Below are 23,270 nucleotides of genomic sequence, written 5' to 3' on the forward strand. Positions count from 1 at the left end.
GCATGCGCTTTTGCCGGTTCGACGACAACCGCCTCGGCCTCGTGGACGGCGATACCGTCCGCGACGTCACCGCCGCCGCCGACAGCCTGCCGCCGGCCCGCTGGCCGCTGCCCCACGGCGACCTGTTCATGGCCCACTTCGACGAGATGCGCGCCGCCATGGAGCGCCTCGCCAAGGACGCGCCGGCCAAGCCGCTGAGCGCGGTCAGGCTGCTGAGCCCGATCGCCAATCCGGGCAAGATCGTCGCCGCGCCGGTTAATTACCAGCTCCACCTCGACGAATCCCGCGTCGACACCGAAATCAACTTCGGCTCCAGCGTGAAGACGATTGCCGAGTGCGGCGTGTTCCTGAAGGCGACCAGCTCGCTCGTCGGTCCCGGCGAGGGCGTCGTCGCCGACTGGTCCGACCGACGCATCGACCACGAGATCGAGCTGGCGGTGGTGATCGGCAAAAAGGGGTTCCGGATCTCCGAGGAGGACGCCCTGTCTTATGTAGCCGGCTACACGATGGGCTTCGACATGACGATCCGCGGCACCGAGGACCGCAGCTACCGCAAGTCCCTCGACACCTTCACGGTGCTCGGCCCCTGGGTGGTGACGGCCGACGAACTGCCGGACCCGAGCGCCCTCGACTTCGAGCTGAAGGTCAACGGCGAGACCCGGCAGAAGTCGAACACGCGTCATCTGGTCTTCGACGTGAAGCGCCTGATCGCCGTCGCCTCCAAGGCCTACACGCTCTATCCGGGCGACGTCATCCTGACCGGCACGCCGGAAGGCGTCGCGCCGGTCGTGCCGGGCGACGTGATGCAGGCCTGGATGCAGGGCATCGGCGAGACGACGATCGCGGTGCGGGGCGCTTGAGCGACCCCGACACCCCGACCGGCACGGCCGGCGAGCCGGTGCTGACGCCGCTCGACGGCATCGTCGGCTTCCGGCTGCGCCGGCTGCAGGCCCGCTGGGTCACCCACTGGGGCCACTGGTTCCGGGCACTCGGGGTGTCCACCACCCCGGTGCAGGGCGGCATCCTGCTGCTGATCCGCGCCAACCCAGGCATCAGCCAGGTGGCGCTGGCCCGCCTGCTGCAGGTCGAGGCGCCGACGCTGATGCAGGCGCTGGCGCCGCTGACCCGGGCCGGCCTGATCGCCCGCGTCCGCTCGCCGCGCGACGGCCGCGCCTTCGAGCTGCGGCTGTCGGCGGCCGGAACCGCCGTCACCGACGTCATCGCGGCCGACATGGGCCGGCAGGAGGACGACCTGCTCGCCGCCCTCTCCGCCTCCGAGCGCACGACCTTCCTGGCGCTCCTCGACAAGGCGCTCGCCAGCGCCGATGCGGCCACCGCCGCGATCAGCGCAGAAGCTTGCCCACCAGCCGGCGAAACGTCGCCGCTTCCTCGGGGCTGAGCTTCTCCAGGAAGCGCCCTTCGAAGGCGAGCGCCAACGAGGCGATCTCGGCAAACAGCGCCCGCCCCTTCTCCGTCAGCGACAGCGCCACCAGCCGGCGGTCCTGCGGCACCTCCTTGCGGATCAGCCCGGCGGCCTCCAGCCGCGCCGCGGCCCGGCTGACCTTGGCCTTGTCCATCTCCACCCGCCGGTAGATCTCGCGCACCGAGACGTGCTCGTACTGGGACAGGTGCGCCAGCACCCGCCATTCCGGGATCGAGATGGAGAAGCGGCGGCCGTACTCCGCGCCGAGCTCGACCGACAGCCGCGACCCCAGCACGTTCACCAGGTAGGGCAGGAAATCGTCGAGGTCGAAGGCTTGCCCGGGGTCGGGCGGCAGATCCGTCATTCGGTTGACAACCGTTTCATATGATATGATCTTGCGTGCCAATCTGGCCCGTCCGGGCCATCGAGGCAATGGCCGGGCTGCGGACCCAGCGCCGCAATCGACCACCCCGCCAGGTCGATCCGGACCGGTGATGGCCCGATCGGCCGCAGGCCCGACACCAACGCATCTGGCTATCGCGACAGGGAGAACGCCATGGGCATCGCCTACATGCCGGGCTTCGGCAACGACTTCGAGACCGAATCGCTACCGGGCGCGCTGCCCCAGGGGCAGAACTCGCCCCAGCGCTGCCCCTACGGCCTCTATGCCGAGCAGCTGTCCGGCTCGCCGTTCACCGCGCCGCGCGGCACCAACGAGCGCTCGTGGCTCTACCGCATCCGCCCGTCGGTGCGCCACACCAGCAGCTTCACGCCGTTCGAGGCGCCGAACTGGAAGAGCGCCCCCAACCTCGACGACAGCACGCTGCCGATCGGCCAGTTCCGCTGGGATCCGACGCCGATGCCGAACGAGGCGACGACGTTCGTCCACGGCATGCGCACGATGACGACGGCCGGCGACGTGCACACCCACGTGGGCATGGGCGCCCACGTCTACGCCTTCAACGAGGCGATGGAGGACGACTACTTCTTCAACGCCGACGGCGAGATGCTGTTCGTGCCGCAGGAGGGCACGCTGGACCTGTTCACCGAGCTCGGCCGCATGGAGGTCGCCCCCGGCGAGATCGCCGTCGTGCCGCGCGGCATGATGTTCAAGGTCGGTCTCGCGGGCGGACCGGTGCGCGGCTACGTCTGCGAGAACTACGGCGCCAAGTTCACCCTGCCCGACCGCGGCCCGATCGGCGCCAACTGCCTGGCCAACCCGCGCGACTTCCGCACGCCGGTGGCAGCCTACGAGGACAAAGAAGTGCCGTGTCGGGTCCACGTGAAGTGGGGCGGGCGCTTCTACGAGACCGAAATCGACCACTCGCCCCTCGACGTGGTCGCCTGGCACGGCAACTACACGCCCTACAAGTACGACCTCTCGACCTTCTCGCCGGTGGGCGCGATCCTGTTCGACCATCCCGATCCGTCGATCTTCACGGTGCTCACCGCGCCGTCGGGCGAGCCGGGCACGGCGAACATCGACTTCGTGATCTTCCCGCCGCGCTGGCTGGTCGCCGAGCATTCGTTCCGGCCGCCCTGGTACCACCGCAACATCATGTCGGAGTTCATGGGCCTGATCCGCGGCCAGTACGACGCCAAGGAAGAGGGCTTCCTGCCCGGCGGCATGAGCCTGCACAACATGATGCTGCCGCACGGCCCCGACGCGTTCGGCTTCGAGAAGGCCTCCACCGCCGACCTGAAGCCCGTGAAACTCGACGAGACCATGGCCTTCATGTTCGAAACCCGATACCCGCAGCACCTGACGCGCTACGCTTCGGAAACGAAGACCCTGCAGGAGAATTACCACGACTGCTGGGACGGCCTTAAGAAGCGCTTCGATGGAACGCCAGAGGGGAATTGGGATCGATGAAACTCGCAAGCCTGAAGTCCGGCGGCCGTGACGGCCGCCTTGTCGTCGTGTCGCGCGACCTCACCCGGATGACCGACGCGGGCGAGGTCGCCCCGACGCTGCAGGCCGCCCTCGACGACTGGGCCCACTGCGGGCCGAAGCTCGCGGCCCTGGCCGAAAGCCTGGAGACCGGCGCGCTGCCGGCCGAGCGCTTCCACGAGCACGACGCCATGAGCCCGCTGCCCCGCGCCTACCAGTGGGCCGACGGCTCGGCCTACGTGAACCACGTGGAACTGGTGCGGAAGGCCCGCGGCGCGGAGATGCCCGACAGCTTCTGGACCGACCCGCTGATGTACCAGGGCGGCTCGGACGCCTTCCTCGGCCCGCGCGATCCGATCCGGCTCGCCGACGAGGCGTGGGGCATCGACATGGAGGGCGAGGTCGCCGTCATCGTCGACGACGTGCCGATGGGCGCCTCGCGCGAGGTCGCCGCCGAGCGCATCCGGCTGATCATGCTGGTCAACGACGTGTCGCTGCGCGGGCTGATCCCGGCCGAGCTGGGCAAGGGCTTCGGCTTCTTCCAGTCGAAGCCGTCGTCGGCCTTCTCGCCGGTGGCCGTCACCCCCGACGAGCTCGGCGACAAGTGGGACGGCGGCAAGGTCCACCTGCCGCTCGCCGTCGACTACAACGGCAAGCCGTTCGGCCGGGCCGATGCGGGCGTCGACATGACCTTCGACTTCCCGACGCTGATCGCTCACGCCGCCAAGACGCGCCCGCTCGGCGCCGGCGCGATCATCGGCTCCGGCACCGTCTCCAACAAGCTCGACGGCGGCCCCGGCAAGCCGATCGACCAGGGTGGCGTCGGCTACTCGTGCCTGGCCGAGGTCCGCACCGTCGAGACCATCGACACGGGTGCGGCGAAGACGCCGTTCATGAGCTTCGGCGACACCGTGCGTATCGAGATGCTGGACGACAAGCACCACTCGATCTTCGGCGCCATCGAGCAGACGGTCGAGAAATATAAGTAATTCTGATATTGAAAGGATCCGGGAAGAACGGAGGAAGCTAGATGGAACCCGACCCAAGCGAAATTCGACGGCTCACTCCAGATCAGATAGCTATCCTCTCTCTTTCCAACCCGTACAGCGCTCGGAATCACAGGCGCTCCCAAGACACAATGCTGCTAACTTCAAAAGAAATTTATTTCTGGGCATTTTGTATATGCCATTTTGCTTACAATCGATCTAAGAAGACAGACGACTATCCACTTATCGAAGACGAATTTCGAGAAATAGTGAATGAAGGCTTATACAGAATATTATTTATTGAGAACGGGCACCGAATTAAGAGAGGCGCTCCTTACTCTCCCTATCAAATCCCGCTTAGTGAATTCAAGAGAGCATTAAATCTTCCGGATTCAACTATAAGCGGCCCTCGCTACTCAAAATGGTTATCTCGAGTAGATGAGATGGAGGAAGACGGACTACTAGAAGACCCTTTTGAATATCCAGCCCTTGGAATGGGACTTTTCTGCTTGGGACTGGTTCCGTTCTCCTTCACACGCCGGACCGAAGAGGGTGATAGTCTATACTTAAAAATTAAGGCATACTTTTGGGAGGTGGAATATAATAGAAAATCCGCTGGAACAGAAATTAATGTCAAAATACTTACATACCGGCTTGTTCAAATTTTTCGAGATGATATTCCGAAGTTACTATCAAGCATGGATAAAGAACGCCGCTAGAAGTGATAGAGTAAAATAAACCAAAAAAATGAGCAAGATGCAACGAAATGCTAGGCCAGCTCTTCTTTAGCCTGCTCCTCGCCACCTCCGTCGCCACGGCGTCCGCGAAGGCAGCAGACCCGCAGGCGCCCGTCAGCGAGGTCATGAAGCAGACCCAGTCGAACTGGGCGGACGATGGCTCGGACTTCCAGCCGCTGTTCTCCGACGAGCGGCTGGCGCAGCTCTACAGCCGGGACTTCCGCGCGCTGTTCGCCGAGGCCAGCAAGAGCGCGTTCGCCAGCGAGGCGGGCACGCCCTTCGACTACGACGTCATCGTGAATGCCCAGGACGGATGCCCGCTGAAGGACATCGCGATCGCGGCCGAGCCGGGCGCCGGACCGCCGAGCGTCGTCGTCGCGCGCTACAAGTTCCTGACCTGCTTCGGCAACGCGCCGGAGTACCAGGCGGTATCGGAGACGCGCTTCGACGTGGTCGAGGAGAACGGCCGCGCCGTGATCGACGACATCCGGACCGCCGACGGCGATGGCGGCTTCAATTCCCTGAAGGACGAGATGAAGGCGATCGCGGCCGAGCCCGGCAACTGACCGGAGGGACGCGTCGACCGCGCGCCCGGCCCCACCGGGAGCGCACGCCAGACAAAGGGGCCGCCGGATCAACCGGCGGCCGGAGCCGCAGAGCGCTTCCCGCCCGTCGCAGTCGCCGGAGGGCCGGACCCGGCGCAGGGCTCGAAACCCGGGAGGATGACAATGCCCCATGTGACGCCCCTCGACCGCGCGAGCCTGCCGCAGTTCGCCGACCTGTTCGAACGCTACGACCGCATCCGCGGGTTCCTGCCGAACTCGATCCTGACCATGAGCCGGCGGCCGAAGATCGCCGAGGCGTTCATGCTCCTGAACCAGGCGATCCTCTATGAGGGGACCGTGCCGGAGGATCTGAAGATGATGGTGGCCTACATGGCGAGCTCGGCGGCCGGCTGCCGCTACTGCCAGGGCCACATGGCCAACCTCTCCAGCGTCTACGGCGTCTCCGACGAGAAGATCGCGGCGATCTGGACGTTCGAGGAGAGCCCGCTCTTCACCGACGCCGAGAAGGCCGCGCTGCGCCTGGCGCTCCACGCCGGCGCGGTGCCCAACACCGCCGAGGCCGCCCACTTCGACGAGCTGCGCAAGCACTTCAACGACGACGAGATCGTCGAGATCGTCGCCTCGATCGCCCTGTTCGGCTATCTGAACCGCTGGAACGACACCATGGCCACCGAGATGGAAGCAGCACCCGGCCGGCTGGCCGAGCGGGCGATCGGGCCGGCCGGCTGGACCGCCGGCAAGCACGGCGCCGCCTCCTGACCGCCCCATGACCCATGCCGCGCCGAGCGCGCGGCCCGCACCCACCGGCGCCGCTGCGGCGCCCGCACGAACCCGAGGGACTGGACCTATGGCAAAGCAATTCGCCTCCACCGGCGACATGAGCGACAAGAAGATCACCTTCGAGGAGGTCGGACCGGATCTCTACGCCTTCACCGCCGAGGGCGACCCCAACACCGGCGTCATCATCGGCGACGATTCGGTGATGATCTTCGACGCCCAGGCAACGCCGCGGCTGGCCAATCTCGTCATCGAAAAGGTGCGCTCGGTCACCGACAAGCCGATCCGCTACGTGACCCTCAGCCACTACCACGCGGTGCGCGTGCTGGGCGCCTCGGCTTACGAGGCCGACGAGATCATCGCCTCCGACGTCTGCCGCTCGATGGTCTACGAGCGCGGCAAGGAAGACTGGGACTCCGAGTTCGGCCGCTTCCCGCGGCTGTTCCAGGGCCATGAATCGATCCCGGGCCTGACCTGGCCGACGATGACCTTCGAAACCTCGATGAGCGTCTATCTCGGCAACCGCCGCGTCGACCTCATGCATCTCGGGCGCGGCCACACGGCCGGCGACATCGTCGCCTGGGTGCCGGACGCCGCCGTCATGTTCACCGGCGACCTGGTCGAGTACAAGTCCGCCTGCTACTGCGGCGACGGTCACTTCTCCGACTGGGGCGACACGCTGGACGCGGTGAAGTCGTTCGAGCCGACCGCCATCGCGCCCGGCCGCGGCGACGCGCTGATGGGCGAGGCGAAGGTGGAGGAGGCGATCGAGCTCACCCGCGACTTCCTCGATTCCACCTACCGGCCGATCGCCAAGGTGGCGGCGCGCGGCGGCACGCTGAAGGAAGCCTGGGACGCCTGCCGCCAGGCCTGCGATCCGAAGTTCGCCGACTACGCGATCTACGAGCACTGCCTGCCGTTCAACGTGGCGCGCGCCTTCGACGAGGCCCGCGGCATCGACACCCCGCGCATCTGGACCGCCGAGCGCGACAAGCAGATGTGGGAAGACCTGCAGGGCTGAGCCCGGTTGGTCGGCGAGGTTCCGAAGGAGGTCCGGCAACCGCCGGCCGCCTTCGGGCGTTGCCATGTGATCCGGCGGCCGGAACAGGGACGCGCACGTGCGGCTGGTCTATCTGATCCTCGGCTGGCTGTTCGTCGCGCTCGCGTTCGCGGGCGTCGTCCTGCCGGTGCTCCCCACCACGCCGTTCCTGATCGTCGCGGTCGGCTGTTTCGCGCGCTCCTCGCCGCGCCTCGAAGCCTGGCTGCTGGCGCATCCCCGCTTCGGGCCGGTGCTGCGGGACTGGCGCAGCCACGGCGCCATCCCGTTGCGCGCCAAGCTGTTCGCCTATTCCGGCATGACCGCCGGCTACGTGTTCTTCTGGGTGATGGTGCGGCCGGGCTGGCCGCTGGCGGCCGCGGTCGCGGCCCTGATGGCGGGCGGTGCGGCCTACGTGGCAACGCGCCCGCTGCCACCTTCGCCGTGACGATGGGGCCCTGCGCGCGGGCGGCCGACGGGGCCTCGGTCCACAGCCGGATCGCGCGTGTGTTTTCAGTCTCCCTGATATCCCCTATCTTCCGGGCAGCCGCGCGGTGCACCCGCGCCGTGCCCCCGTTCCCAACGATTGGAGACCGAACCCCGTGCATCTGAAAACGGACGTGGTGATCGTCGGCAGCGGCCCCGTCGGCATGACTCTCGCGCTCGATCTGGCGGCCCGCGGCGTCAACGTCGTCACGGTCGAGACCCGCCGGGTCGACGAGGCGCCGAGCGTCAAGTGCAACCACGTCTCGGCGCGCACCATGGAGATCTTCCGGCGGCTCGGCCTCGCCGCCGAGGTCCGCGAGGACGGGCTGCCCGGCGACTATCCCCACGACGTCACCTACCGGGTGACGACCACGGGCCGCGAGATCGCGCGGGTGCCGATCGCCTCGCGCAACGACCGCTTCACCCCGGCCGACACCGGCCCGGACGGCGCCTGGCCGACGCCCGAGCCGCCGCACCGGATCAACCAGATCTTCCTGGAACCGATCCTGGCGCGCCACCTCGTCGCCTCCGAGCGGATCACCGCCTTCCATCGCCACGAGGCGACCGGCTTCGAGGCCGACGGCGACGGCGTCCGCGTCACCCTCCGCGACCTCGACGGCGGCGAGACCCGCATTGTCGACGCCCAGTATCTCGTCGGCTGCGACGGCGGCCGCTCGCCGACCCGCAAGGCGATCAGCGCCTCGCTGTCGGGCGACGCGGTCATCCAGCGCGTCCAGTCCACCTACATCCGCTGTCCCGACCTGATCGGCTGCATGCGCGTGCCGCCCACCTGGGCGATGTTCTCCATGAACCCGACGCGCAGCGGCAACGTCTATTCCATCGACGGGCGCTCCACCTGGCTGGTGCACAACTACCTGCGCGACGACGAGCCGGACTTCGCCTCCGTCGACCGCGACGCCTGCATCCGTGCCATCCTGGGCATCCCCGACGACGTCTCCTACGAGATCCTCGCCAACGAGGACTGGTACGGACGGCGTCTGGTGACCGACAAGATGCGCGAGGGCCGCGTGTTCATCTGCGGCGACGCCGCGCACCTGTGGGTGCCCTACGCCGGCTACGGCATGAACGCCGGCATCGCCGACGCCGCCAACCTCGCCTGGATGCTGGCCGGCCGCCTCAACGGGTGGGCACCGGAGGCGATCCTCGACGCCCATCAGGCCGAGCGGCTGCCGATCACCGACCAGGTCAGCCGCTTCGCCATGGACCACTGCGCCTCGATGGCCAAGCAGCGCAGCGCCATCCCCGCCGGGATCGACGACGCCGGGCCCGACGCCGACGCCGTCCGCGCCCGCTTCGGCGCAGATGTCTACCGGCTGAACGTCCAGCAGTACTGCTGCGGCGGGCTGAACTTCGGCTACTACTACGACGCCTCGCCGATCATCGCCTACGACGGCGCGGCGCCTCCCAGCTACACCATGGAGACGTTCACCTCGTCGACCGTGCCGGGGTGCCGGGCGCCGCATCTGTGGCTCGCCGACGGCCGCTCGCTCTACGACGCCATGGGGCCCGACTTCGCGCTGCTGCGCTTCGATCCCGCCATCGACGCCGGCCCGCTGGTCGACGCGGCCGCGGCCGTCGGCCTGCCGCTCCGGGTGCTCGACGTGGAGACCAGCGATCCGCTGGCCTCGGCCTACACCACCGCGCTCACCCTGGTGCGCCCCGACCAGCACGTCGCCTGGCGCGGCGACCATCTCCCGGCCGATCCGAAAGCCCTGGTCGACCGGGTGCGCGGTGCGGCAAACCTCTAGTGTCGCTTCCGATCAGGTGGACTCACGTGATCGATCAGAAATGGCTCCAGATCCAAACCCTTGAGCCTCAGTCGGTCGCCGGGCCGCCGGTCAGCCGGGCCGCGGCCGCGGCGATCACCTCTTCCTCGCTGGTCCGGATCACCAGCACCGGCGTCGGGCCGGCGGACACCTCGGCGGCGCTGCGGGCGTTGGCGTCCGCGTCGATCGCCAGGCCGAGATAGCCGAGCCCGGCGACGATGTCCGCACGGACGCGGCCGGAGTTCTCGCCGATGCCACCGCAGAAGACGAGCGCGTCGAGCCCGCCGAGCACCGCGGTCAGCCCGCCGATCTCCCGCTGGGCGCGGGCGACGAAATAGGCGATCGCCGCCTCCGAGGCCGGCGTGCCCGCCGCCTCCACGTCGCGCATGTCGGCGCTCACGCCGGACAGCCCCAGCAGCCCGCTTTCGCGGTAGAGCAGCCGTTCCAGCTCCTCAAGCCCGAAGCCCTCGAACCGCATCAGGTGGAGCAGCACGCCGGGGTCGATCTGGCCGCAGCGGGTGCCCATCGCCAGCCCGTCGAGGGTGGAGAAGCCCATCGTTGTCGCCTGGCTCTCGCCGCCGGCCATGGCGCACATGGAGGCGCCGTTGCCGAGATGGGCGACGATCACCCGGCCGGCGTGGAGCTCCGGGTACTGCGCCTTCAGCCGGCGCGCGACGCTGGTGTAGCTGAGCCCGTGGAAGCCGTAGCGGCGCAACCCCTCGTCATAGAAGCGCGGCGGCAGGGCGAACGCCGACTGGGTCCACGGCATGGTCTGGTGGAAGCCGGTGTCGAAGCAGCCGATTTGGGCGACCGAGGGCGCCGCCGCCCGCGCGGCGCGCACGCAGTCGAGATTGATGGGCAGGTGGAGAGGCGCCAGCGGCTCGAGCCGCGCCAGCTCGGCAAGGGTCGCGTCATCGAGCAGCCTCGGTTCGGTGAGCGTGCTGCCGCCGTGCACGATGCGGTGGCCGACGGCCGACAGCGGCCGATCCCCCCAGACGGGCGCGAGCGCCGCGATCAGATGGGCCAGCGCCTGCTCGTGATCGGCCGCCTCGACGGACGCCGACGTCTCGCCGGCGAGCCGATCGACGGTCTTCATCGCCGCCGCGCCGCCGATCCGGGACACGGTGCCCGAGGCGACTTCGGCAAGGCCGTCGGACGGATCGAAGACGGCGACCTTCAGGCTCGACGAGCCCGCGTTGACGGTCAGGATCATGGCTCCCCCGGAGTGTGCGGCATGCCCGGCGCCCGCGCGCCCCGCCTCAGGCGAACGACAGCCGCGACAGCTCCAGCGCGGCGGCGTCGAGCTGCGGCAGGAACGCCTTCGCCCGCTCGATGTCGAAGCGCTGGGTGGGCGCGTGGAAGGACAGCGTGGCGAAGAGCCGGCCGTTGGTGTCGCGGATCGGCACCGCCAGCGCGATCATGCCTTCCATGAACTCCTCGTCGTCGGTGGCGAAGCCGTCCGCGCGGGCCCTGAGCAGCGCCTCGCGGAGACGCGCCGGATCGGTCAGGCTGTTGGGCGTGCGCGGCTCCAGCGTGGCGGCGGCGAGGTAGCGGTCCAGATGCCGGCTCGGCAGCGAGCTCAGGTACATCTTGCCGGACGACGTGCAGTAGAACGGCACCCGCGTGCCGACCGGCAGCTGGATGCGCAGCGGCCAGTCCGTCTCCACCCGCTCCAGGTAGATCATCGCATCGCGCTCGGGCAGAGAGATGTTGCAGGTCTCGCCGATCCCCGTGGCGAGCCGCGTCAGGATCGCCAGCCGGGCGGTGCGCAGCCGGAGCGACGACAGGATGCCGCCCGACATCTCGCGGGCCCGTCGGCCGGGCGCGTAGCTCCGCCCGTCGATGTCGCGCTGCAGGAAGCCCTCTTCCTCCAGGGTGGCGAACAGCCGGTGGATGGTCGGCTTGGGAAGCCCGAGCCCCAGGTTGACCTGGGTCGGCGTGATCGGAACGCCGGCTGCCGCGACCGCCTCCATCACCAGAAGCAGGCGCAGATTCGTCGGAATCGTGTCCTTGCCCTCGTCGAGAGCCTGCATGCACCACCGCCCGAAACCGAGAAAGACCCATCCGAAACGAGACGACCTTAGAAGAAGGAGGAATCCGCATCAATTCGATCGTGGACCGCAGCCGGCCGAACCCGGCAGCGGCGACGTCCGGTCATCACAGCACATTTTTTAGAATTTTGATACTTGCGGTCTCATTATCAAGAGTTGATTGTGGGGGTACACCGGCGAACAGGTGACCTGAGGGACGGGACGTGGGGACGGCATGGAGCAGCTGAGGGCTGATTACGTCATTGTCGGCGCTGGATCGGCCGGCTGCGTGATCGCCAACCGCCTGAGCGCCGACCCGTCGGTGCGGGTGATCCTGATCGAAGCCGGCGGCCGCGACAGCAATCCGTGGCTGCACGTGCCGGTCGGCTACTTCAAGACGATGCACAACCCGTCGGTCGACTGGTGCTACCGGACCGAGCCCGACCCCGGCCTCAACGGCCGCAGCCTGGAATGGCCGCGCGGCAAGGTGCTCGGCGGCTCCTCCTCGCTGAACGGCCTGCTCTACGTGCGCGGCCAGGCCCAGGACTACGACCGCTGGCGCCAGATGGGGCTGGAGGGGTGGGCCTGGTCCGACGTGCTGCCGCTGTTCAAGCGGTCGGAGGACCAGGAGCGCGGCGGCGACGACTTCCACGGGACCGAGGGCCCGCTGGCGGTCTCCAACATGCGGCTGGTGCGGCCGATCTGCGACGCCTGGATCGCCGCCGCCGAGGCCGTCGGCTACCGCTTCAACCCCGACTACAACGGCGCCACCCAGGAAGGCGTCGGCTACTTCCAGCTCACCGCCCGCAACGGCCGGCGCTGCTCGGCGGCGGTGGCCTTCCTGCGGCCGGCCCTCAGCCGCCCCAACCTGCAGATCGTCACCCGGGCGCACGTCCGCCGGGTCGTCGTCGAGGACGGCTGGGCCACCGGCGTCGAGTTCACCGACCCGGACGGGACGCCCCGGCTGGCGGTCGCCGAAGGCGAGGTGATCCTGTCGGCCGGGGCGATCGGATCGCCGCAGATCCTGATGCTGTCCGGCATCGGCGAGGCGGCGCACCTGGCCGGGCACGGCATCGCGCCGGTCGTCGACCTGCCGGGCGTCGGCCGGAACCTGCAGGACCATCTGCAGGCGCGGCTCGTCTACAAGTGCAACGAGCCGACGCTGAACGACGAGGTGCGCAGCCTGGTCGGACGCGCCCGGATCGCCCTGGAGTATGCGCTGTTCCGCACCGGCCCGATGACGATGGCGGCGAGCCTTGCCACCGGTTTCCTGCGCACCGACGACCGGCTGGAGACGCCGGACATCCAGTTCCACGTCCAGCCGTGGTCGGCCGACAGCCCCGGCGAGGGGGTGCACCCGTTCTCCGCGTTCACGATGTCGGTGTGCCAGCTGCGGCCGGAGAGTCGCGGCGAGATCCGGCTGCGCTCGGCAGACCCGGCCGAGCATCCGGCGATCCGCCCGAACTACCTGGCCACCGAGACCGACCGGCAGACGGTGATCGCCGGCATCAAGATCGCGCGGCGCATCGCCGCCGCGTCGCCGCTCGCCGAGAAGATCGCCGCCGAATACCGGCCCACGCCGGACATCGTCGACGACGACGGCCTGCTGGAATGGGCCCGCAACACCGCGACGACGATCTACCACCCGACCGGCACCTGCAAGATGGGCACCGGCGCCGACGCGGTGGTCGACGCCCGGCTTCGCGTCCGCGGCATTCGGGGATTGCGCATCGCCGACTGCTCCATCATGCCGGAGATCGTGTCCGGCAACACCAACGCGCCGGCCATCATGATCGGCGAAAAAGCAAGTGACCTGATCGTCGCCGACCGGGGATAGCCTGCGGAACGACGGGTTCAGGACGACCAATTGGGAGACGCGCCATGCGCATGACGACAGAAGAAGCCTTCGTGAAGGTGCTCCAGATGCACGGCATCGAGCACGCCTTCGGCATCATCGGGTCGGCAATGATGCCGATCTCGGACCTGTTCGGCCGGGCGGGCATCCACTTCTGGGACTGCGCCCACGAAGGCTCCGGCGGCATGATGGCCGACGGCTACAGCCGCGCCACCGGCCGGATGTCGATGATGATCGCCCAGAACGGGCCGGGCATCACCAACTTCGTGACGGCGGTGAAGACCGCCTACTGGAACCACACGCCGCTGCTGCTGGTGACGCCCCAGGCGGCCAACAAGACGATGGGCCAGGGCGGCTTCCAGGAAGTCGAGCAGATGAAGCTGTTCGAGGACATGGTCGCCTACCAGGAAGAGGTCCGCGACCCGTCGCGGATCGCCGAAGTGCTCAACCGGGTGATCCTGGAGGCGAAGCGCGCCACCGGTCCGGCGCAGATCAACGTGCCGCGCGACTTCTGGACCCAGGTGATCGACATCACCCTGCCGCAGATCGTCGAGTTCGAGCGGCCGGCGGGCGGCGAGGCGGCGTTGGCCGAGGCGGCCAAGCTGCTGGCGGCGGCGAAATTCCCGGTGATCCTCAACGGCGCCGGCGTGGTGCTGGCGGACGCCATCGGCGACACCGTGGCGCTCGCCGAGCGGCTGGCGGCGCCGGTGTGCGTCGGCTACCAGCACAACGACGCCTTCCCGGGCTCGCACCCGCTCTATGCCGGCCCGCTCGGCTACAACGGCTCGAAGGCGGGCATGGAGCTGATCTCCCAGGCCGACGTCGTGCTGGCGCTGGGCACCCGGCTGAACCCGTTCTCGACCCTGCCCGGCTACGGCATCGACTACTGGCCGAAGGACGCCAAGGTCATTCAGGTCGACATCAAGCCGGAGCGGATCGGGCTGACCAAGGCGGTGAGCGTCGGCATCGTCGGCGATGCCGGCAAGGTGGCGCGCCGGCTGCTGGAGCTGCTGCCCGAGGGCGACGCCGCGGCCGGCCGGGAGCGCCGCGACCTGATCGCCACCAAGAAGTCGGCCTGGGCCCAGCAGCTGAGCTCGATGGACCACGAGGACGACGATCCGGGCACGACGTGGAACGAGCGGGCCCGCGCCGCCAAGCCCGACTGGATGAGCCCCCGCATGGCGTGGCGGGCGATCCAGGCGGCGCTGCCGCGCGAGGCGATCATCTCCTCCGACATCGGCAACAACTGCGCCATCGGCAACGCCTATCCGTCGTTCGAGGCGGGGCGGAAATATCTCGCGCCGGGCCTGTTCGGCCCGTGCGGCTACGGCCTGCCGGCCATCGTCGGTGCGAAGATCGGCTGCCCGGACACGCCCGTGGTGGGCTTTGCCGGCGACGGCGCCTTCGGCATCGCGGTGACCGAGCTCACCGCCATCGGCCGCAAGGAATGGCCGGGCGTCACCATGGTCGTGTTCCGCAACTACCAGTGGGGCGCGGAAAAGCGGAATTCGACGCTTTGGTTCGACGACAACTTCGTCGGCACCGAGCTCGACGAGCAGGTGAGCTACGCCGGGATCGCCCGGGCCTGCGGGCTGGAGGGCATCGCCGCGAAGACGATGGACGAGCTCACCGCCGCCCTCGACAAGGCGATCCGCGACCAGATGGACCGCGGCCGCACGACGCTGATCGAAGCGTTCATCAACCAGGAGCTTGGCGAGCCGTTCCGGCGCGACGCGATGAAGAAGCCGGTCCCGGTGGCCGGCGTCGACGCGCACGACATGCGGCACCCCGCCTGAGGGCAGGCGCCGCACCGCACCAGGGGTCCCCCTGACGAACAGGGACCTGGCCGACCCCGGCCAGGTCCGATCGAAGATTGCACCGGATGCACTGTTGATGTCTTATTGAGGCTAGAAGTCTCATTTTCACTGGGGAGGGAAGATGAGAGTTGCGTCGTTCCAGTGTGAAACGTGAACCGGCCGACCGCCACCGCGGGTCGTCCTGCGCACCGCTGCGCTGATCGCCCTTCGACGTTGCAGCGCCTCCAACCGCCTCCTCCAACGCACGACACGACAGGGAGGACGCGATGACTATGAGTCCGGAGGCCGAAGAACGGCTCCGCCGCCTCACGCGGATACTGGATTTTCCGGGCATGCTGGTCGGCAAGGCGGCCGCCTGGCTGATCGTTCCGATGGTCGGCGCGCTGGTCTACGAGGTGATCGCCCGGTTCGGCTTCAACAGCCCGACCATGTGGGCCTACGACGCCACCTTCATGTTCTACGGCGCCCTCTTCATGCTGGGCGCGGCCTACACCCTCGGGCTCGATTCCCACGTGCGGGCCGACTTCCTGTTCAACATCATGTCGCCGCGCTGGCAGGGGCTGATCGACTTCCTGTTCACGCTCTGCCTGTTCTTCCCGGCGATGTACTTCTTCACCGTCGCCACCTTCGACTACGCGCTGGTGTCCTGGTACCGGGGCGAGCGCATCCCCACCAGCCCGATGATGCCCATCATCTATCCGCTGAAGACGGTGATGCCGATCACCGGCGCGCTGCTGCTCATCCAGGGCGTGTCGGAGCTTCTGAAGAGCTACTTCAGCATCGTCACCAACCGCCGCTTCCGCACTCCCACCGAGGAGGCAGGCGCATGACTGACGCTGGTCTCGGACTCATATCGCTCGGCCTGATCTTCGTCGGCATCCTGACCGGCTACCCGATGGCCTTCACCTTCATCTTCATCTCGCTGGTGTTCGGCTGGCTGGGCATCGGCGACCGCGTCGTCACGCTGATGCAGTACCAGTTCTTCGCGCTGATGCGGGACACCACGCTGGCGGCCATCCCGCTGTTCCTGTTCATGGGCTTCGTGCTGGAACAGTCCGGCCTGATGGAACGCATGTTCAAGGCGCTCCGCCTGCTGCTCGGCCGCCTGCGCGGCTCGCTCTACCTGATCGTGCTCATCGTCGCGACGGTGTTCGCGGCGGCCACCGGCATCGTCGGGGCTTCGGTGACGGTGCTCGGCGTGATGGCGGCGCCGATCATGATGTCGTCGAAGTACGACACCCGGCTGTCGGCGGGCGCCATCGCCGCCGGCGGCACGCTCGGCATCCTGATCCCGCCGAGCATCCTGCTCATCGTCATGGGGCCGGTGGTGGGCGTGCCGGTGTCGGACCTGTTCACCGCCGCGATCATCCCCGGCCTGATGCTGTCCGTCGTGTACATCGCCTACACGCTGATCCGCAGCTACTTCAATCCGGAGCTCGGCCCTCCCCTCACCATGGAGGAGATCGCCGAGACGACGACCGCGGAGAAGCTGAGAGAGCTGCTGCTCGGCATCATTCCCGTCACCGTGGTCATCGCCTTCACGCTCGGCGTCATCATCGCCGGCATCGCGACACCCACCGACGCGGCGGCGTGCGGCGCGCTCGCCTCGCTGGTTCTGGCGCTGCTCTACCGCCGGATGCCGTGGGCCTCGTTCAAGCGCTGCGTCTACAGCACCCTCGTGCTGTCGGCGATGATCATGTTCCTGCTCGGCTCGGCCAACTTCTTCGGAGCCGTGTTCTCCCGGCTCGGCAGCGCCAACCTGCTCACCGAGTTCCTGCTGAGCCTGCCGTTCTCGCCCACCGTCATGCTGGTGATCATCCTGGCGATCGTCTTCGTACTCGGCTCGCCGCTCGAGTGGATCCCGATCGTCCTGGTCATCGTGCCCATCTTCCTGCCGACCATGGTGGAGATGGGCTACGACCCGCTGTGGTTCTCCATCCTGATCGCGGTGACGCTGCAGACCTCGTGGCTGACGCCGCCGATGGCGCTGTCGGCCTACTTCCTGAAGGGCGTCGTCCCCCAATGGAAGATGGGGGACATCTATCTGGGCATGACCCAGTTCGTCGGCCTTCAGCTCCTCGTCGTGGCGCTGCTGGTCGCCTTTCCCGAAATCGTCCTCTGGCTGCCGAACGCCCTCAGGTGAGGCCAGCGCCGATCCCGGGACAGAAAGGAGGTCCGCCATACCGAGCCGTCGACTGACCAAGCAAAAGCACATCAAAGGGAGGAACTATCGATGACCATTTCAAGGTTGGGGTATCTGGCAGGGGGAGCGCTCGGGGCGCTCTGCCTGTTCGCGGGCGCGGCCAGCGCCCAGAACGACACCTACGAGATGCGGATCCAGACCGCGATCCCGAACTCGAGCCTCTATTTCAAGCTGATCGAGGATTTCGCGACCCAGGTCGAGACGATGTCCGGCGGCCGGCTGGAAGTCGAGGTGCTGCCCGACGGAGCGGAGGTGAAGGCCTTCGAGATCCTCGATGCCGTCGACGCCTGCCTCGTCGAGGCCGGCTACGCCTGGCCGCACTACTGGTCCGGCAAGCATCCGGCCTACGTGCTGTTCTCCAACGTCCCGGCCAGCACCGGCATGGACCAGGAAACCCTGATGGCCTGGTACTACAGCGGCGAGGGCCAGAAGCTCTACACCAAGCTCACCCAGGAGATCATGGGCCTGAACGTGGTGCCGTTCCTGATGCAGCCGATGGGGCCCGACCCGCTCGGCTGGTTCTCCAAGCCGTTCAACAACATGGATGAGTTCCGCTCGATCAAGTACCGGTCGCCTCCGGGCATCGCCGGCCAGACCTACACCGCCATGGGCGTGCCCGCCGTGGCGATGCCGGGCGGCGAAATCGTTCCCGCCGCCCAGCGCGGCACCATCGACGCCGCCGAGTGGATCGGCCCGGCGGACGACCGCAACCTCGGCCTCAGCAAGATCTGGAAGTACTACTACCTGCAGGGCCTGCACCAGCAGACCGACGTCGGCGAGCTGATGATCTGCAAGAGCTTCTGGGACGACCTGCCGGAGGACCTGCGGGCGATCGTGGAGACCGCCATCATGGCGAATTCCGCCAAGACCCAGGCGATCAACCTCTACGAAAACTCCAAGGCAGTGAAGGAGTACGCCGACGAGGGCATCGAGATGCTCGACACGCCGGACGAGTACTACACCCTGTTCATCGAGGCGCAGAACGAAGTGGTGAAGAAGTACATCGCCGACGACGACTTCTTCGGCGAGGTCTACGAGTCCCAGGCCGACTTCGCCGACCTGGTCCACCCCTACCACTCGCGCGTGCAGAAACTGAAGAGCGCCGTGGTGAACGGTGCCCCCCAGGCCAAGCAGGGCGCCAACTAGATCCCACCGAAAGCGGGCCCCGCTTCGGGGACGAGATCGCTGGAGCGCCGTTCTGATCCCGTCAGGACGGCGCTCCAGGATCCGATTGGGCCCGGGTGAGACGACACGCGGCCGCCGGCGATCAGCCGGCGGCCGACCGCGTTCCGGGGCACGGGCGCCCGCGCGCGGAGCCGGACCGCACGAAAAACCCCGCACGCGTGGCGAGCGGGGCCTGTAGCCGGAACGTTCCGAAACATCAGTCGGATACCAGGAAACTGGTACCCCCAAGGGGACTCGAACCCCTGTTTCCGCCGTGAGAGGGCGGCGTCCTGGACCACTAGACGATGGGGGCTTCGAAGCGGCGGGCCGCTCGAAACAGACCGCGGATATAGCGAACCCATGAATGCGACGCAAGCGCCTCGTGCATCCGATCGCATATCGGCCGGGGACAAGGGCGCGGGCCGCCCAGCTCGCGCGATCCCTGCCCGGGCGGCGGGCTAGTTTCCGGCCGTCGTCAGCGTCACCGTCGAGACGGTGCGCCCGGTCGCCAGATCGACGACACGGACTTCCGTCCCGCCGTCCGGCGCCGCGATCACCAGCGTCAGCCGGTCGCCCGTCGCGGTCGCGGACCGCAGCTCGGTCCCCGCCGGCAACGCCACCTGCAACTCGCCGGCCGCCTTGGGCATTGCTTTGTCGGCAACGGACAGGCGATAGAAGATGGCGGCGAACACGGCAACGAGCCCGGCCACCATGATGAGGCCGGACACAGCCAGGAGCCGCCGGAGCTTGCGCTGAACGCGCTCCATCGCCGGATCGAGTTCCTGCTCCGGCTTGTCGTCGAGCGCGGATGAAGCCATGACCAGTACCGCTTTTCTTCCCGAGTCCGATTTTCCCGAAACCGACCGGTTGGACCTCGTCGTCGACGACGACGCGTCCGCCCAGCGGCTCGATGTCTACCTTGCCGCCCACATCCCGGATCTGAGCCGGGCACGGCTGCAAGCGCTTATACGGGCAGGTCAGGTGCGTGTCGACGGCACGCCCGCCACCGAGACGAAGCGCCGGATCGCGCCGGGCATGCGCATCGAGATCGACGTGCCCCCGCCGGAGCCGGCCAAGGCCCAGGGACAGCCTATCCCCCTTGAAATCGTTTACGAAGATGCCCATTTGATCGTCATCGACAAGCCTACCGGGCTTGTCGTTCACCCCGCAGCCGGACATGCCGACGGAACCCTCGTCAACGCGCTCATCGCGCATTGCGGGTCGGAGCTGTCGGGCATTGGTGGCGTCGCCCGCCCGGGCATCGTCCACCGCCTCGACAAGGAGACCTCGGGTCTGATGGTCGCGGCGAAGTCCGACGCGGCGCACCAGGGGCTTGCCGCCCAGTTCGCCGACCATGGCCGGACCGGTCCTCTCGAACGCATCTACCGCGCGCTCGTGTGGGGCGCGCCGTTTCCTCCCCAGGGTCGCATCGACGCACCGCTCGGCCGCGACCCGCACCATCGCCAGCGATTCGCGGTGGTGGCCAGCGGCAAGGAAGCCATCACCCACTACGTCACCGACCGGAGTTATCCCGTCGCCGATCCGATCGCCAGCCTGGTTTCCTGTCGCCTGGAGACGGGTCGCACCCATCAAATTCGCGTGCACATGGCCCATCGGGGACACCCGCTGCTGGGCGACACGCTCTACGGCGCCGGCTTCCGCACCAAGGCGAAGCGCCTCCCGGAAGCCGCCCAGGACAAGCTCGCCGCCCTGCGCGGCCAGGCGCTGCACGCAGGCGTTCTGGGCTTTGCGCACCCGGTGACGGGCGAAACGATGCGCTTCGAGAGCCCGATGCCGCCGGCGCTGGCGGCCCTCGCCGAGGCGCTCAACGCCGCCTGACCCGCCCGACCGGCACGCCAGGCGCCACGGCGCTTCCGGCTGCTTCGGGGAACCTTTGCCAGGCCCCCGTTTTGACCCATTTGGGTTACACTGTTTTCCAGCGTGCCGATGTCGGGTCGGCAGCTGCGGCTGTGGACCCGACGGATCAATGGACGCCTGTTCCGTTTCGCCGACCAAGGGAAACGGCAAGACACTCGGATCCGCCCGACGTGCGGGCAGGTCCGGATTGTTTCGACCGATCGGCCGCACCCCGGCAAAGCCCGTGGGGCCCGATCCCTGAAAAGGAGGGCGCATACTCATGGCCCGATCCAGTCTGCCAGCGATTGCATCCGGCGATGCCGGACTGTCCCGCTATCTCGACGAAATCCGTCGCTTCCCCATGCTGCAGCCGCAGGAAGAGTACATGCTCGCCAAGCGGTACCTGGAGCATGACGACCCCGACGCGGCGCATCGCCTCGTCACCTCCCATCTGCGGCTGGTCGCCAAGATCGCCATGGGATACCGCGGCTACGGCCTGCCGGTCGGAGAGGTGATCTCCGAGGGCAACGTCGGCCTGATGCAGGCGGTCAAGCGCTTCGACCCCGAAAAGGGCTTCCGCCTCGCCACCTACGCCATGTGGTGGATCAAGGCGGCGATCCAGGAATACATCCTGCGCTCGTGGAGCCTCGTGAAGATGGGCACCACGGCCAACCAGAAGCGGCTGTTCTTCAACCTGCGCAAGGTGAAGGGGCAGATCCAGGCCCTCGACGAAGGCGACCTGAAGCCGGAACACGTCGCGGCGATCTCCAAGCGCCTCGGCGTGCCGGAGGAAGACGTCATCTCGATGAACCGCCGCCTGTCGGGCGATTCCTCGCTCAACGCCCCGATCCGCCAGGAGGCGGATGCCGGCGGCGAATGGCAGGACTGGCTCGTCGACGACAGCGAGACCCAGGAGCAGACGCTCGCCGACTCCGAGGAGCTCGACAACCGCCGCCAGCTCCTGAAGGACGCCCTCGGCGTGCTGAACGAACGCGAGCGGCGCATCTTCGAGGCGCGCCGCCTGGCGGAGGACCCGATCACCCTGGAGACCCTGTCGGAGGAATTCGGCGTCTCCCGCGAGCGCGTGCGCCAGATCGAGGTGCGCGCCTTCGAGAAGGTCCAGAAAGCCGTGCAGAAGGCCTCCCGCGAGCTGGAACGCCCGCGGCTGGCGCTCGCAGACTCCTGATCTCTGCGGACTGCCGAAGCGATCGACCCGGGACCCCGCGGCCTGCCGCGGGGTTCTTTTTTGGGCCGCGGCCTCCCGACTTTTGAGGGATTGGGGACACCTTGCGCCGCAAACCGGAGCAACGGTGTTTCCTCCGCGGCGCCGAATGAACTATTTAGACGACATGAATCACACGCTCGCCGAGAAAGCAGCCGATGTCGCGTCCCTGCTGGCCGCGCTCGCAAACGAGAAGCGCCTCCTGGTGCTGTGCCTTCTGCTTTCCGGCGAGCTCTCGGTGACGGCGCTCGCCGAGGAAGTCGGGCTGAGCCAGTCGGCGATGTCCCAGCATCTGGCCAAGATGCGGGCCCTCGGGCTCGTCGCCGGGCGCAGGGACGCCCAGACCATCTACTATCACATCGCCTCCGACGAGCTCCGCCAGGTGATGGGGACGCTCGCCGAGATCTACTGCCCGCCGGACCCGGCGATGGCATCCGGCCGGACCTGCTGATCCGGCCCGGCCTGCCGCCGCCCCTTCACCCGGCCCTTTCGCCTGACGCGGGACCGGTCGGAACCAGCCGCATGGAGTACACGTCGTGACCGCACGGGGCCGCTGGCGCACCCTCACCTTCGGGCTGAAGACCGTGCTCGGACTGTCCGAGGCGGGGTTCTTCATCCCCCACCGCCACGCCGGCCTTGCCAAACTGGCGGAGCACGAGCGCTACGACGCGCTGGTTGCCACGTTCGAGGCGCGGCTGCCGGCTCTGCGCGCCTTCCTCGCCGCCATCGACGGGTTCGCCGAAGACCTCGCAGCCATCGGCGGGGCGCCGCCGCCCGAACCCCGCTTCGAGCAGGACTGGTTTCCCCGTCTCGACGCCGCCGCGCTCTACACGCTGGTGCGCACCGAACGGCCGGCCCGCATCCTGGAGATCGGCTCCGGCCATTCGACCCGCTTTCTCGCCCGCGCCGTCCGCGATGGCGGGCTGTCCACCCGCATCGCCGCGATCGACCCGAAGCCGCGCGCCGACATCTCGAAGCTGCCGGTCGAACTTGATCTGCGGGTCTTGCAGGAAGCAGGCGGCGCCGTCGGCCGCGACCTTGCGGCGGGCGACCTCCTGATGTGCGATTCCAGCCACGTGCTGATGCCCGGCACCGACGTGGACATCGTCCTCAACCGGATCATGCCCGGGCTGCCGTCGGGCGTCCTCGTCGGCTTCCACGACATCTTCCTGCCCGGCCCCTACCCGGCCGCGTGGCCGTTCACCTCGTACAACGAGCAGCTCGGCGTCGCCGCCCTCCTGCAGGGCGGCTACGAGCTGGTGTTCTCCAGCGCCTATGTGCTCGAGGCGCTCGCGGACGAGGTGCAGCGCACGGTGATCGGACGCCTGCCGATCCAGGACGGCGCGCGGGAATCGCTCATTCTGCTCAGGAAGCGCTGAAGCCAGGTCCCGAGACCGATGGGAACCGGTCTTCCGCCCGGATCCGCCAAGGCT

The 23,270-nt window shown here is 68.0% G+C and carries 23 protein-coding genes and 1 tRNA gene; 19 read left to right on the forward strand and 5 right to left on the reverse strand.

Features of this window, described 5'->3' with window-relative positions; genetic code table 11:
* Positions 1-2: 2 nt before the first annotated feature.
* Together ACSSVZ_RS05580 and ACSSVZ_RS05585 are read left to right on the forward strand one after the other, a co-directional pair.
* Entirely contained in the window at positions 3-860 is an 858-nt protein-coding gene (locus ACSSVZ_RS05580) for a fumarylacetoacetate hydrolase family protein (RefSeq protein WP_453968801.1), read from the forward strand.
* Positions 857-1,399, forward strand: a complete 543-nt coding sequence (locus ACSSVZ_RS05585; protein ID WP_453968802.1) for a MarR family winged helix-turn-helix transcriptional regulator — start codon at positions 857-859, stop codon at positions 1,397-1,399. Before ACSSVZ_RS05580 ends, ACSSVZ_RS05585 begins: the two co-directional genes overlap by 4 nt.
* On the opposite strand, the gene ACSSVZ_RS05590 is transcribed toward ACSSVZ_RS05585, so the two are convergent.
* The gene (locus ACSSVZ_RS05590) at positions 1,344-1,787 is read right to left on the reverse strand and encodes a MarR family winged helix-turn-helix transcriptional regulator (RefSeq protein WP_453968803.1); all 444 of its coding nucleotides are present in this window, start codon (positions 1,785-1,787) and stop codon (positions 1,344-1,346) included. The two genes, ACSSVZ_RS05585 and ACSSVZ_RS05590, sit on opposite strands and share 56 nt — an antisense overlap.
* A 192-nt stretch (positions 1,788-1,979) precedes the next feature.
* On the opposite strand from ACSSVZ_RS05590, the gene hmgA reads away from it, so the two are divergent.
* From hmgA to ACSSVZ_RS05630, 8 genes are all read left to right on the forward strand, one after another.
* Positions 1,980-3,296, forward strand: a complete 1,317-nt coding sequence (gene hmgA, locus ACSSVZ_RS05595; RefSeq protein ID WP_453968804.1) for a homogentisate 1,2-dioxygenase — start codon at positions 1,980-1,982, stop codon at positions 3,294-3,296.
* Positions 3,293-4,303, forward strand: coding sequence for a fumarylacetoacetate hydrolase family protein (locus tag ACSSVZ_RS05600; protein ID WP_453968805.1), 1,011 nt, complete (start codon positions 3,293-3,295; stop codon positions 4,301-4,303). Before hmgA ends, ACSSVZ_RS05600 begins: the two co-directional genes overlap by 4 nt.
* A gap of 41 nt (positions 4,304-4,344) precedes the next feature.
* Positions 4,345-5,019 carry a hypothetical protein gene (locus ACSSVZ_RS05605; RefSeq protein ID WP_453968806.1) on the forward strand — a complete coding sequence of 225 codons (675 nt, stop codon included), beginning with the start codon at positions 4,345-4,347 and terminating at the stop codon, positions 5,017-5,019.
* 47 nt (positions 5,020-5,066) lie between these two features.
* Positions 5,067-5,603 carry a hypothetical protein gene (locus tag ACSSVZ_RS05610; protein ID WP_453968807.1) on the forward strand — a complete coding sequence of 179 codons (537 nt, stop codon included), beginning with the start codon at positions 5,067-5,069 and terminating at the stop codon, positions 5,601-5,603.
* A gap of 162 nt (positions 5,604-5,765) precedes the next feature.
* Positions 5,766-6,362 (forward strand): carboxymuconolactone decarboxylase family protein, encoded by a 597-nt coding sequence (locus tag ACSSVZ_RS05615; protein WP_453968808.1) that lies wholly within the window; start codon positions 5,766-5,768, stop codon positions 6,360-6,362.
* An 88-nt stretch (positions 6,363-6,450) separates the two neighbouring features.
* Complete coding sequence (locus ACSSVZ_RS05620) at positions 6,451-7,401, forward strand: MBL fold metallo-hydrolase (RefSeq protein WP_453968809.1); 951 nt, start codon at positions 6,451-6,453, stop codon at positions 7,399-7,401.
* Positions 7,402-7,498: 97 nt separating this feature from the next.
* Positions 7,499-7,864 (forward strand): YbaN family protein, encoded by a 366-nt coding sequence (locus tag ACSSVZ_RS05625; protein WP_453968810.1) that lies wholly within the window; start codon positions 7,499-7,501, stop codon positions 7,862-7,864.
* A 154-nt stretch (positions 7,865-8,018) separates the two neighbouring features.
* Entirely contained in the window at positions 8,019-9,671 is a 1,653-nt protein-coding gene (locus tag ACSSVZ_RS05630) for an FAD-dependent oxidoreductase (RefSeq protein WP_453968811.1), read from the forward strand.
* 67 nt (positions 9,672-9,738) lie between these two features.
* Here ACSSVZ_RS05630 and ACSSVZ_RS05635 read toward each other — a convergent pair whose 3' ends face one another.
* Both ACSSVZ_RS05635 and ACSSVZ_RS05640 read right to left on the reverse strand, forming a co-directional pair.
* Positions 9,739-10,902 carry an acetate/propionate family kinase gene (locus tag ACSSVZ_RS05635; protein ID WP_453968812.1) on the reverse strand — a complete coding sequence of 388 codons (1,164 nt, stop codon included), beginning with the start codon at positions 10,900-10,902 and terminating at the stop codon, positions 9,739-9,741.
* Positions 10,903-10,948: 46 nt separating this feature from the next.
* Positions 10,949-11,722 (reverse strand): IclR family transcriptional regulator, encoded by a 774-nt coding sequence (locus ACSSVZ_RS05640; protein WP_453968813.1) that lies wholly within the window; start codon positions 11,720-11,722, stop codon positions 10,949-10,951.
* A gap of 232 nt (positions 11,723-11,954) precedes the next feature.
* On the opposite strand from ACSSVZ_RS05640, the gene ACSSVZ_RS05645 reads away from it, so the two are divergent.
* The 5 genes from ACSSVZ_RS05645 to ACSSVZ_RS05665 all read left to right on the forward strand — a co-directional run bounded on the left by ACSSVZ_RS05645 (position 11,955) and on the right by ACSSVZ_RS05665 (position 18,740).
* A complete protein-coding gene (locus tag ACSSVZ_RS05645) occupies positions 11,955-13,556 on the forward strand; it encodes a GMC family oxidoreductase (protein WP_453968814.1) in 1,602 nt (533 codons plus the stop codon).
* 44 nt (positions 13,557-13,600) lie between these two features.
* Positions 13,601-15,370, forward strand: a complete 1,770-nt coding sequence (gene xsc, locus ACSSVZ_RS05650; protein WP_453968815.1) for a sulfoacetaldehyde acetyltransferase — start codon at positions 13,601-13,603, stop codon at positions 15,368-15,370.
* A 287-nt stretch (positions 15,371-15,657) separates the two neighbouring features.
* Positions 15,658-16,221: a TRAP transporter small permease subunit gene (locus ACSSVZ_RS05655; protein ID WP_453968816.1), complete on the forward strand. Its 564-nt coding sequence runs from the start codon at positions 15,658-15,660 to the stop codon at positions 16,219-16,221.
* Entirely contained in the window at positions 16,218-17,534 is a 1,317-nt protein-coding gene (locus ACSSVZ_RS05660) for a TRAP transporter large permease (protein WP_453968817.1), read from the forward strand. Before ACSSVZ_RS05655 ends, ACSSVZ_RS05660 begins: the two co-directional genes overlap by 4 nt.
* A 90-nt stretch (positions 17,535-17,624) precedes the next feature.
* On the forward strand, positions 17,625-18,740 hold the full coding sequence (locus ACSSVZ_RS05665; RefSeq protein WP_453968818.1) for a TRAP transporter substrate-binding protein: 1,116 nt from the start codon (positions 17,625-17,627) through the stop codon (positions 18,738-18,740).
* Between the two features lie 255 nt (positions 18,741-18,995).
* Here the strand turns inward: ACSSVZ_RS05665 and ACSSVZ_RS05670 are convergent.
* A tRNA-Glu gene (locus tag ACSSVZ_RS05670) sits at positions 18,996-19,071 on the reverse strand.
* A 145-nt stretch (positions 19,072-19,216) separates the two neighbouring features.
* Positions 19,217-19,576 (reverse strand): DUF6476 family protein, encoded by a 360-nt coding sequence (locus ACSSVZ_RS05675; RefSeq protein WP_453968819.1) that lies wholly within the window; start codon positions 19,574-19,576, stop codon positions 19,217-19,219.
* On the opposite strand from ACSSVZ_RS05675, the gene ACSSVZ_RS05680 reads away from it, so the two are divergent.
* The 4 genes from ACSSVZ_RS05680 to ACSSVZ_RS05695 all read left to right on the forward strand — a co-directional run bounded on the left by ACSSVZ_RS05680 (position 19,575) and on the right by ACSSVZ_RS05695 (position 23,216).
* Positions 19,575-20,597 carry an RluA family pseudouridine synthase gene (locus ACSSVZ_RS05680; protein WP_453968820.1) on the forward strand — a complete coding sequence of 341 codons (1,023 nt, stop codon included), beginning with the start codon at positions 19,575-19,577 and terminating at the stop codon, positions 20,595-20,597. The two genes, ACSSVZ_RS05675 and ACSSVZ_RS05680, sit on opposite strands and share 2 nt — an antisense overlap.
* A gap of 298 nt (positions 20,598-20,895) precedes the next feature.
* Positions 20,896-21,801, forward strand: a complete 906-nt coding sequence (gene rpoH, locus ACSSVZ_RS05685; RefSeq protein WP_453968821.1) for an RNA polymerase sigma factor RpoH — start codon at positions 20,896-20,898, stop codon at positions 21,799-21,801.
* A 145-nt stretch (positions 21,802-21,946) separates the two neighbouring features.
* Positions 21,947-22,288 carry an ArsR/SmtB family transcription factor gene (locus tag ACSSVZ_RS05690; protein ID WP_453968822.1) on the forward strand — a complete coding sequence of 114 codons (342 nt, stop codon included), beginning with the start codon at positions 21,947-21,949 and terminating at the stop codon, positions 22,286-22,288.
* An 85-nt stretch (positions 22,289-22,373) separates the two neighbouring features.
* Positions 22,374-23,216, forward strand: a complete 843-nt coding sequence (locus ACSSVZ_RS05695) for a class I SAM-dependent methyltransferase (RefSeq protein WP_453968823.1) — start codon at positions 22,374-22,376, stop codon at positions 23,214-23,216.
* Positions 23,217-23,270: the final 54 nt, after the last annotated feature.

This window comes from Amorphus sp. MBR-141 (assembly GCF_053628695.1).

Excerpts from the sequence above, each read along its gene's own strand:
- ACSSVZ_RS05580 (WP_453968801.1), top strand. The coding sequence starts at position 3 with ATGCGCTTTTGCCGGTTCGACGACAACCGCCTCGGCCTCGTGGACGGC.
- ACSSVZ_RS05590 (WP_453968803.1), bottom strand. The coding sequence starts at position 1,787 with ATGACGGATCTGCCGCCCGACCCCGGGCAAGCCTTCGACCTCGACGAT.
- hmgA (WP_453968804.1), top strand. The coding sequence starts at position 1,980 with ATGGGCATCGCCTACATGCCGGGCTTCGGCAACGACTTCGAGACCGAA.
- ACSSVZ_RS05600 (WP_453968805.1), top strand. The coding sequence starts at position 3,293 with ATGAAACTCGCAAGCCTGAAGTCCGGCGGCCGTGACGGCCGCCTTGTC.
- ACSSVZ_RS05605 (WP_453968806.1), top strand. The coding sequence starts at position 4,345 with ATGGAACCCGACCCAAGCGAAATTCGACGGCTCACTCCAGATCAGATA.
- ACSSVZ_RS05610 (WP_453968807.1), top strand. The coding sequence starts at position 5,067 with ATGCTAGGCCAGCTCTTCTTTAGCCTGCTCCTCGCCACCTCCGTCGCC.
- ACSSVZ_RS05615 (WP_453968808.1), top strand. The coding sequence starts at position 5,766 with ATGCCCCATGTGACGCCCCTCGACCGCGCGAGCCTGCCGCAGTTCGCC.
- ACSSVZ_RS05620 (WP_453968809.1), top strand. The coding sequence starts at position 6,451 with ATGGCAAAGCAATTCGCCTCCACCGGCGACATGAGCGACAAGAAGATC.
- ACSSVZ_RS05635 (WP_453968812.1), bottom strand. The coding sequence starts at position 10,902 with ATGATCCTGACCGTCAACGCGGGCTCGTCGAGCCTGAAGGTCGCCGTC.
- ACSSVZ_RS05640 (WP_453968813.1), bottom strand. The coding sequence starts at position 11,722 with ATGCAGGCTCTCGACGAGGGCAAGGACACGATTCCGACGAATCTGCGC.
- ACSSVZ_RS05645 (WP_453968814.1), top strand. The coding sequence starts at position 11,955 with ATGGAGCAGCTGAGGGCTGATTACGTCATTGTCGGCGCTGGATCGGCC.
- xsc (WP_453968815.1), top strand. The coding sequence starts at position 13,601 with ATGCGCATGACGACAGAAGAAGCCTTCGTGAAGGTGCTCCAGATGCAC.
- ACSSVZ_RS05655 (WP_453968816.1), top strand. The coding sequence starts at position 15,658 with ATGACTATGAGTCCGGAGGCCGAAGAACGGCTCCGCCGCCTCACGCGG.
- ACSSVZ_RS05660 (WP_453968817.1), top strand. The coding sequence starts at position 16,218 with ATGACTGACGCTGGTCTCGGACTCATATCGCTCGGCCTGATCTTCGTC.
- ACSSVZ_RS05665 (WP_453968818.1), top strand. The coding sequence starts at position 17,625 with ATGACCATTTCAAGGTTGGGGTATCTGGCAGGGGGAGCGCTCGGGGCG.
- ACSSVZ_RS05680 (WP_453968820.1), top strand. The coding sequence starts at position 19,575 with ATGACCAGTACCGCTTTTCTTCCCGAGTCCGATTTTCCCGAAACCGAC.
- ACSSVZ_RS05675 (WP_453968819.1), bottom strand. The coding sequence starts at position 19,576 with ATGGCTTCATCCGCGCTCGACGACAAGCCGGAGCAGGAACTCGATCCG.
- rpoH (WP_453968821.1), top strand. The coding sequence starts at position 20,896 with ATGGCCCGATCCAGTCTGCCAGCGATTGCATCCGGCGATGCCGGACTG.
- ACSSVZ_RS05690 (WP_453968822.1), top strand. The coding sequence starts at position 21,947 with ATGAACTATTTAGACGACATGAATCACACGCTCGCCGAGAAAGCAGCC.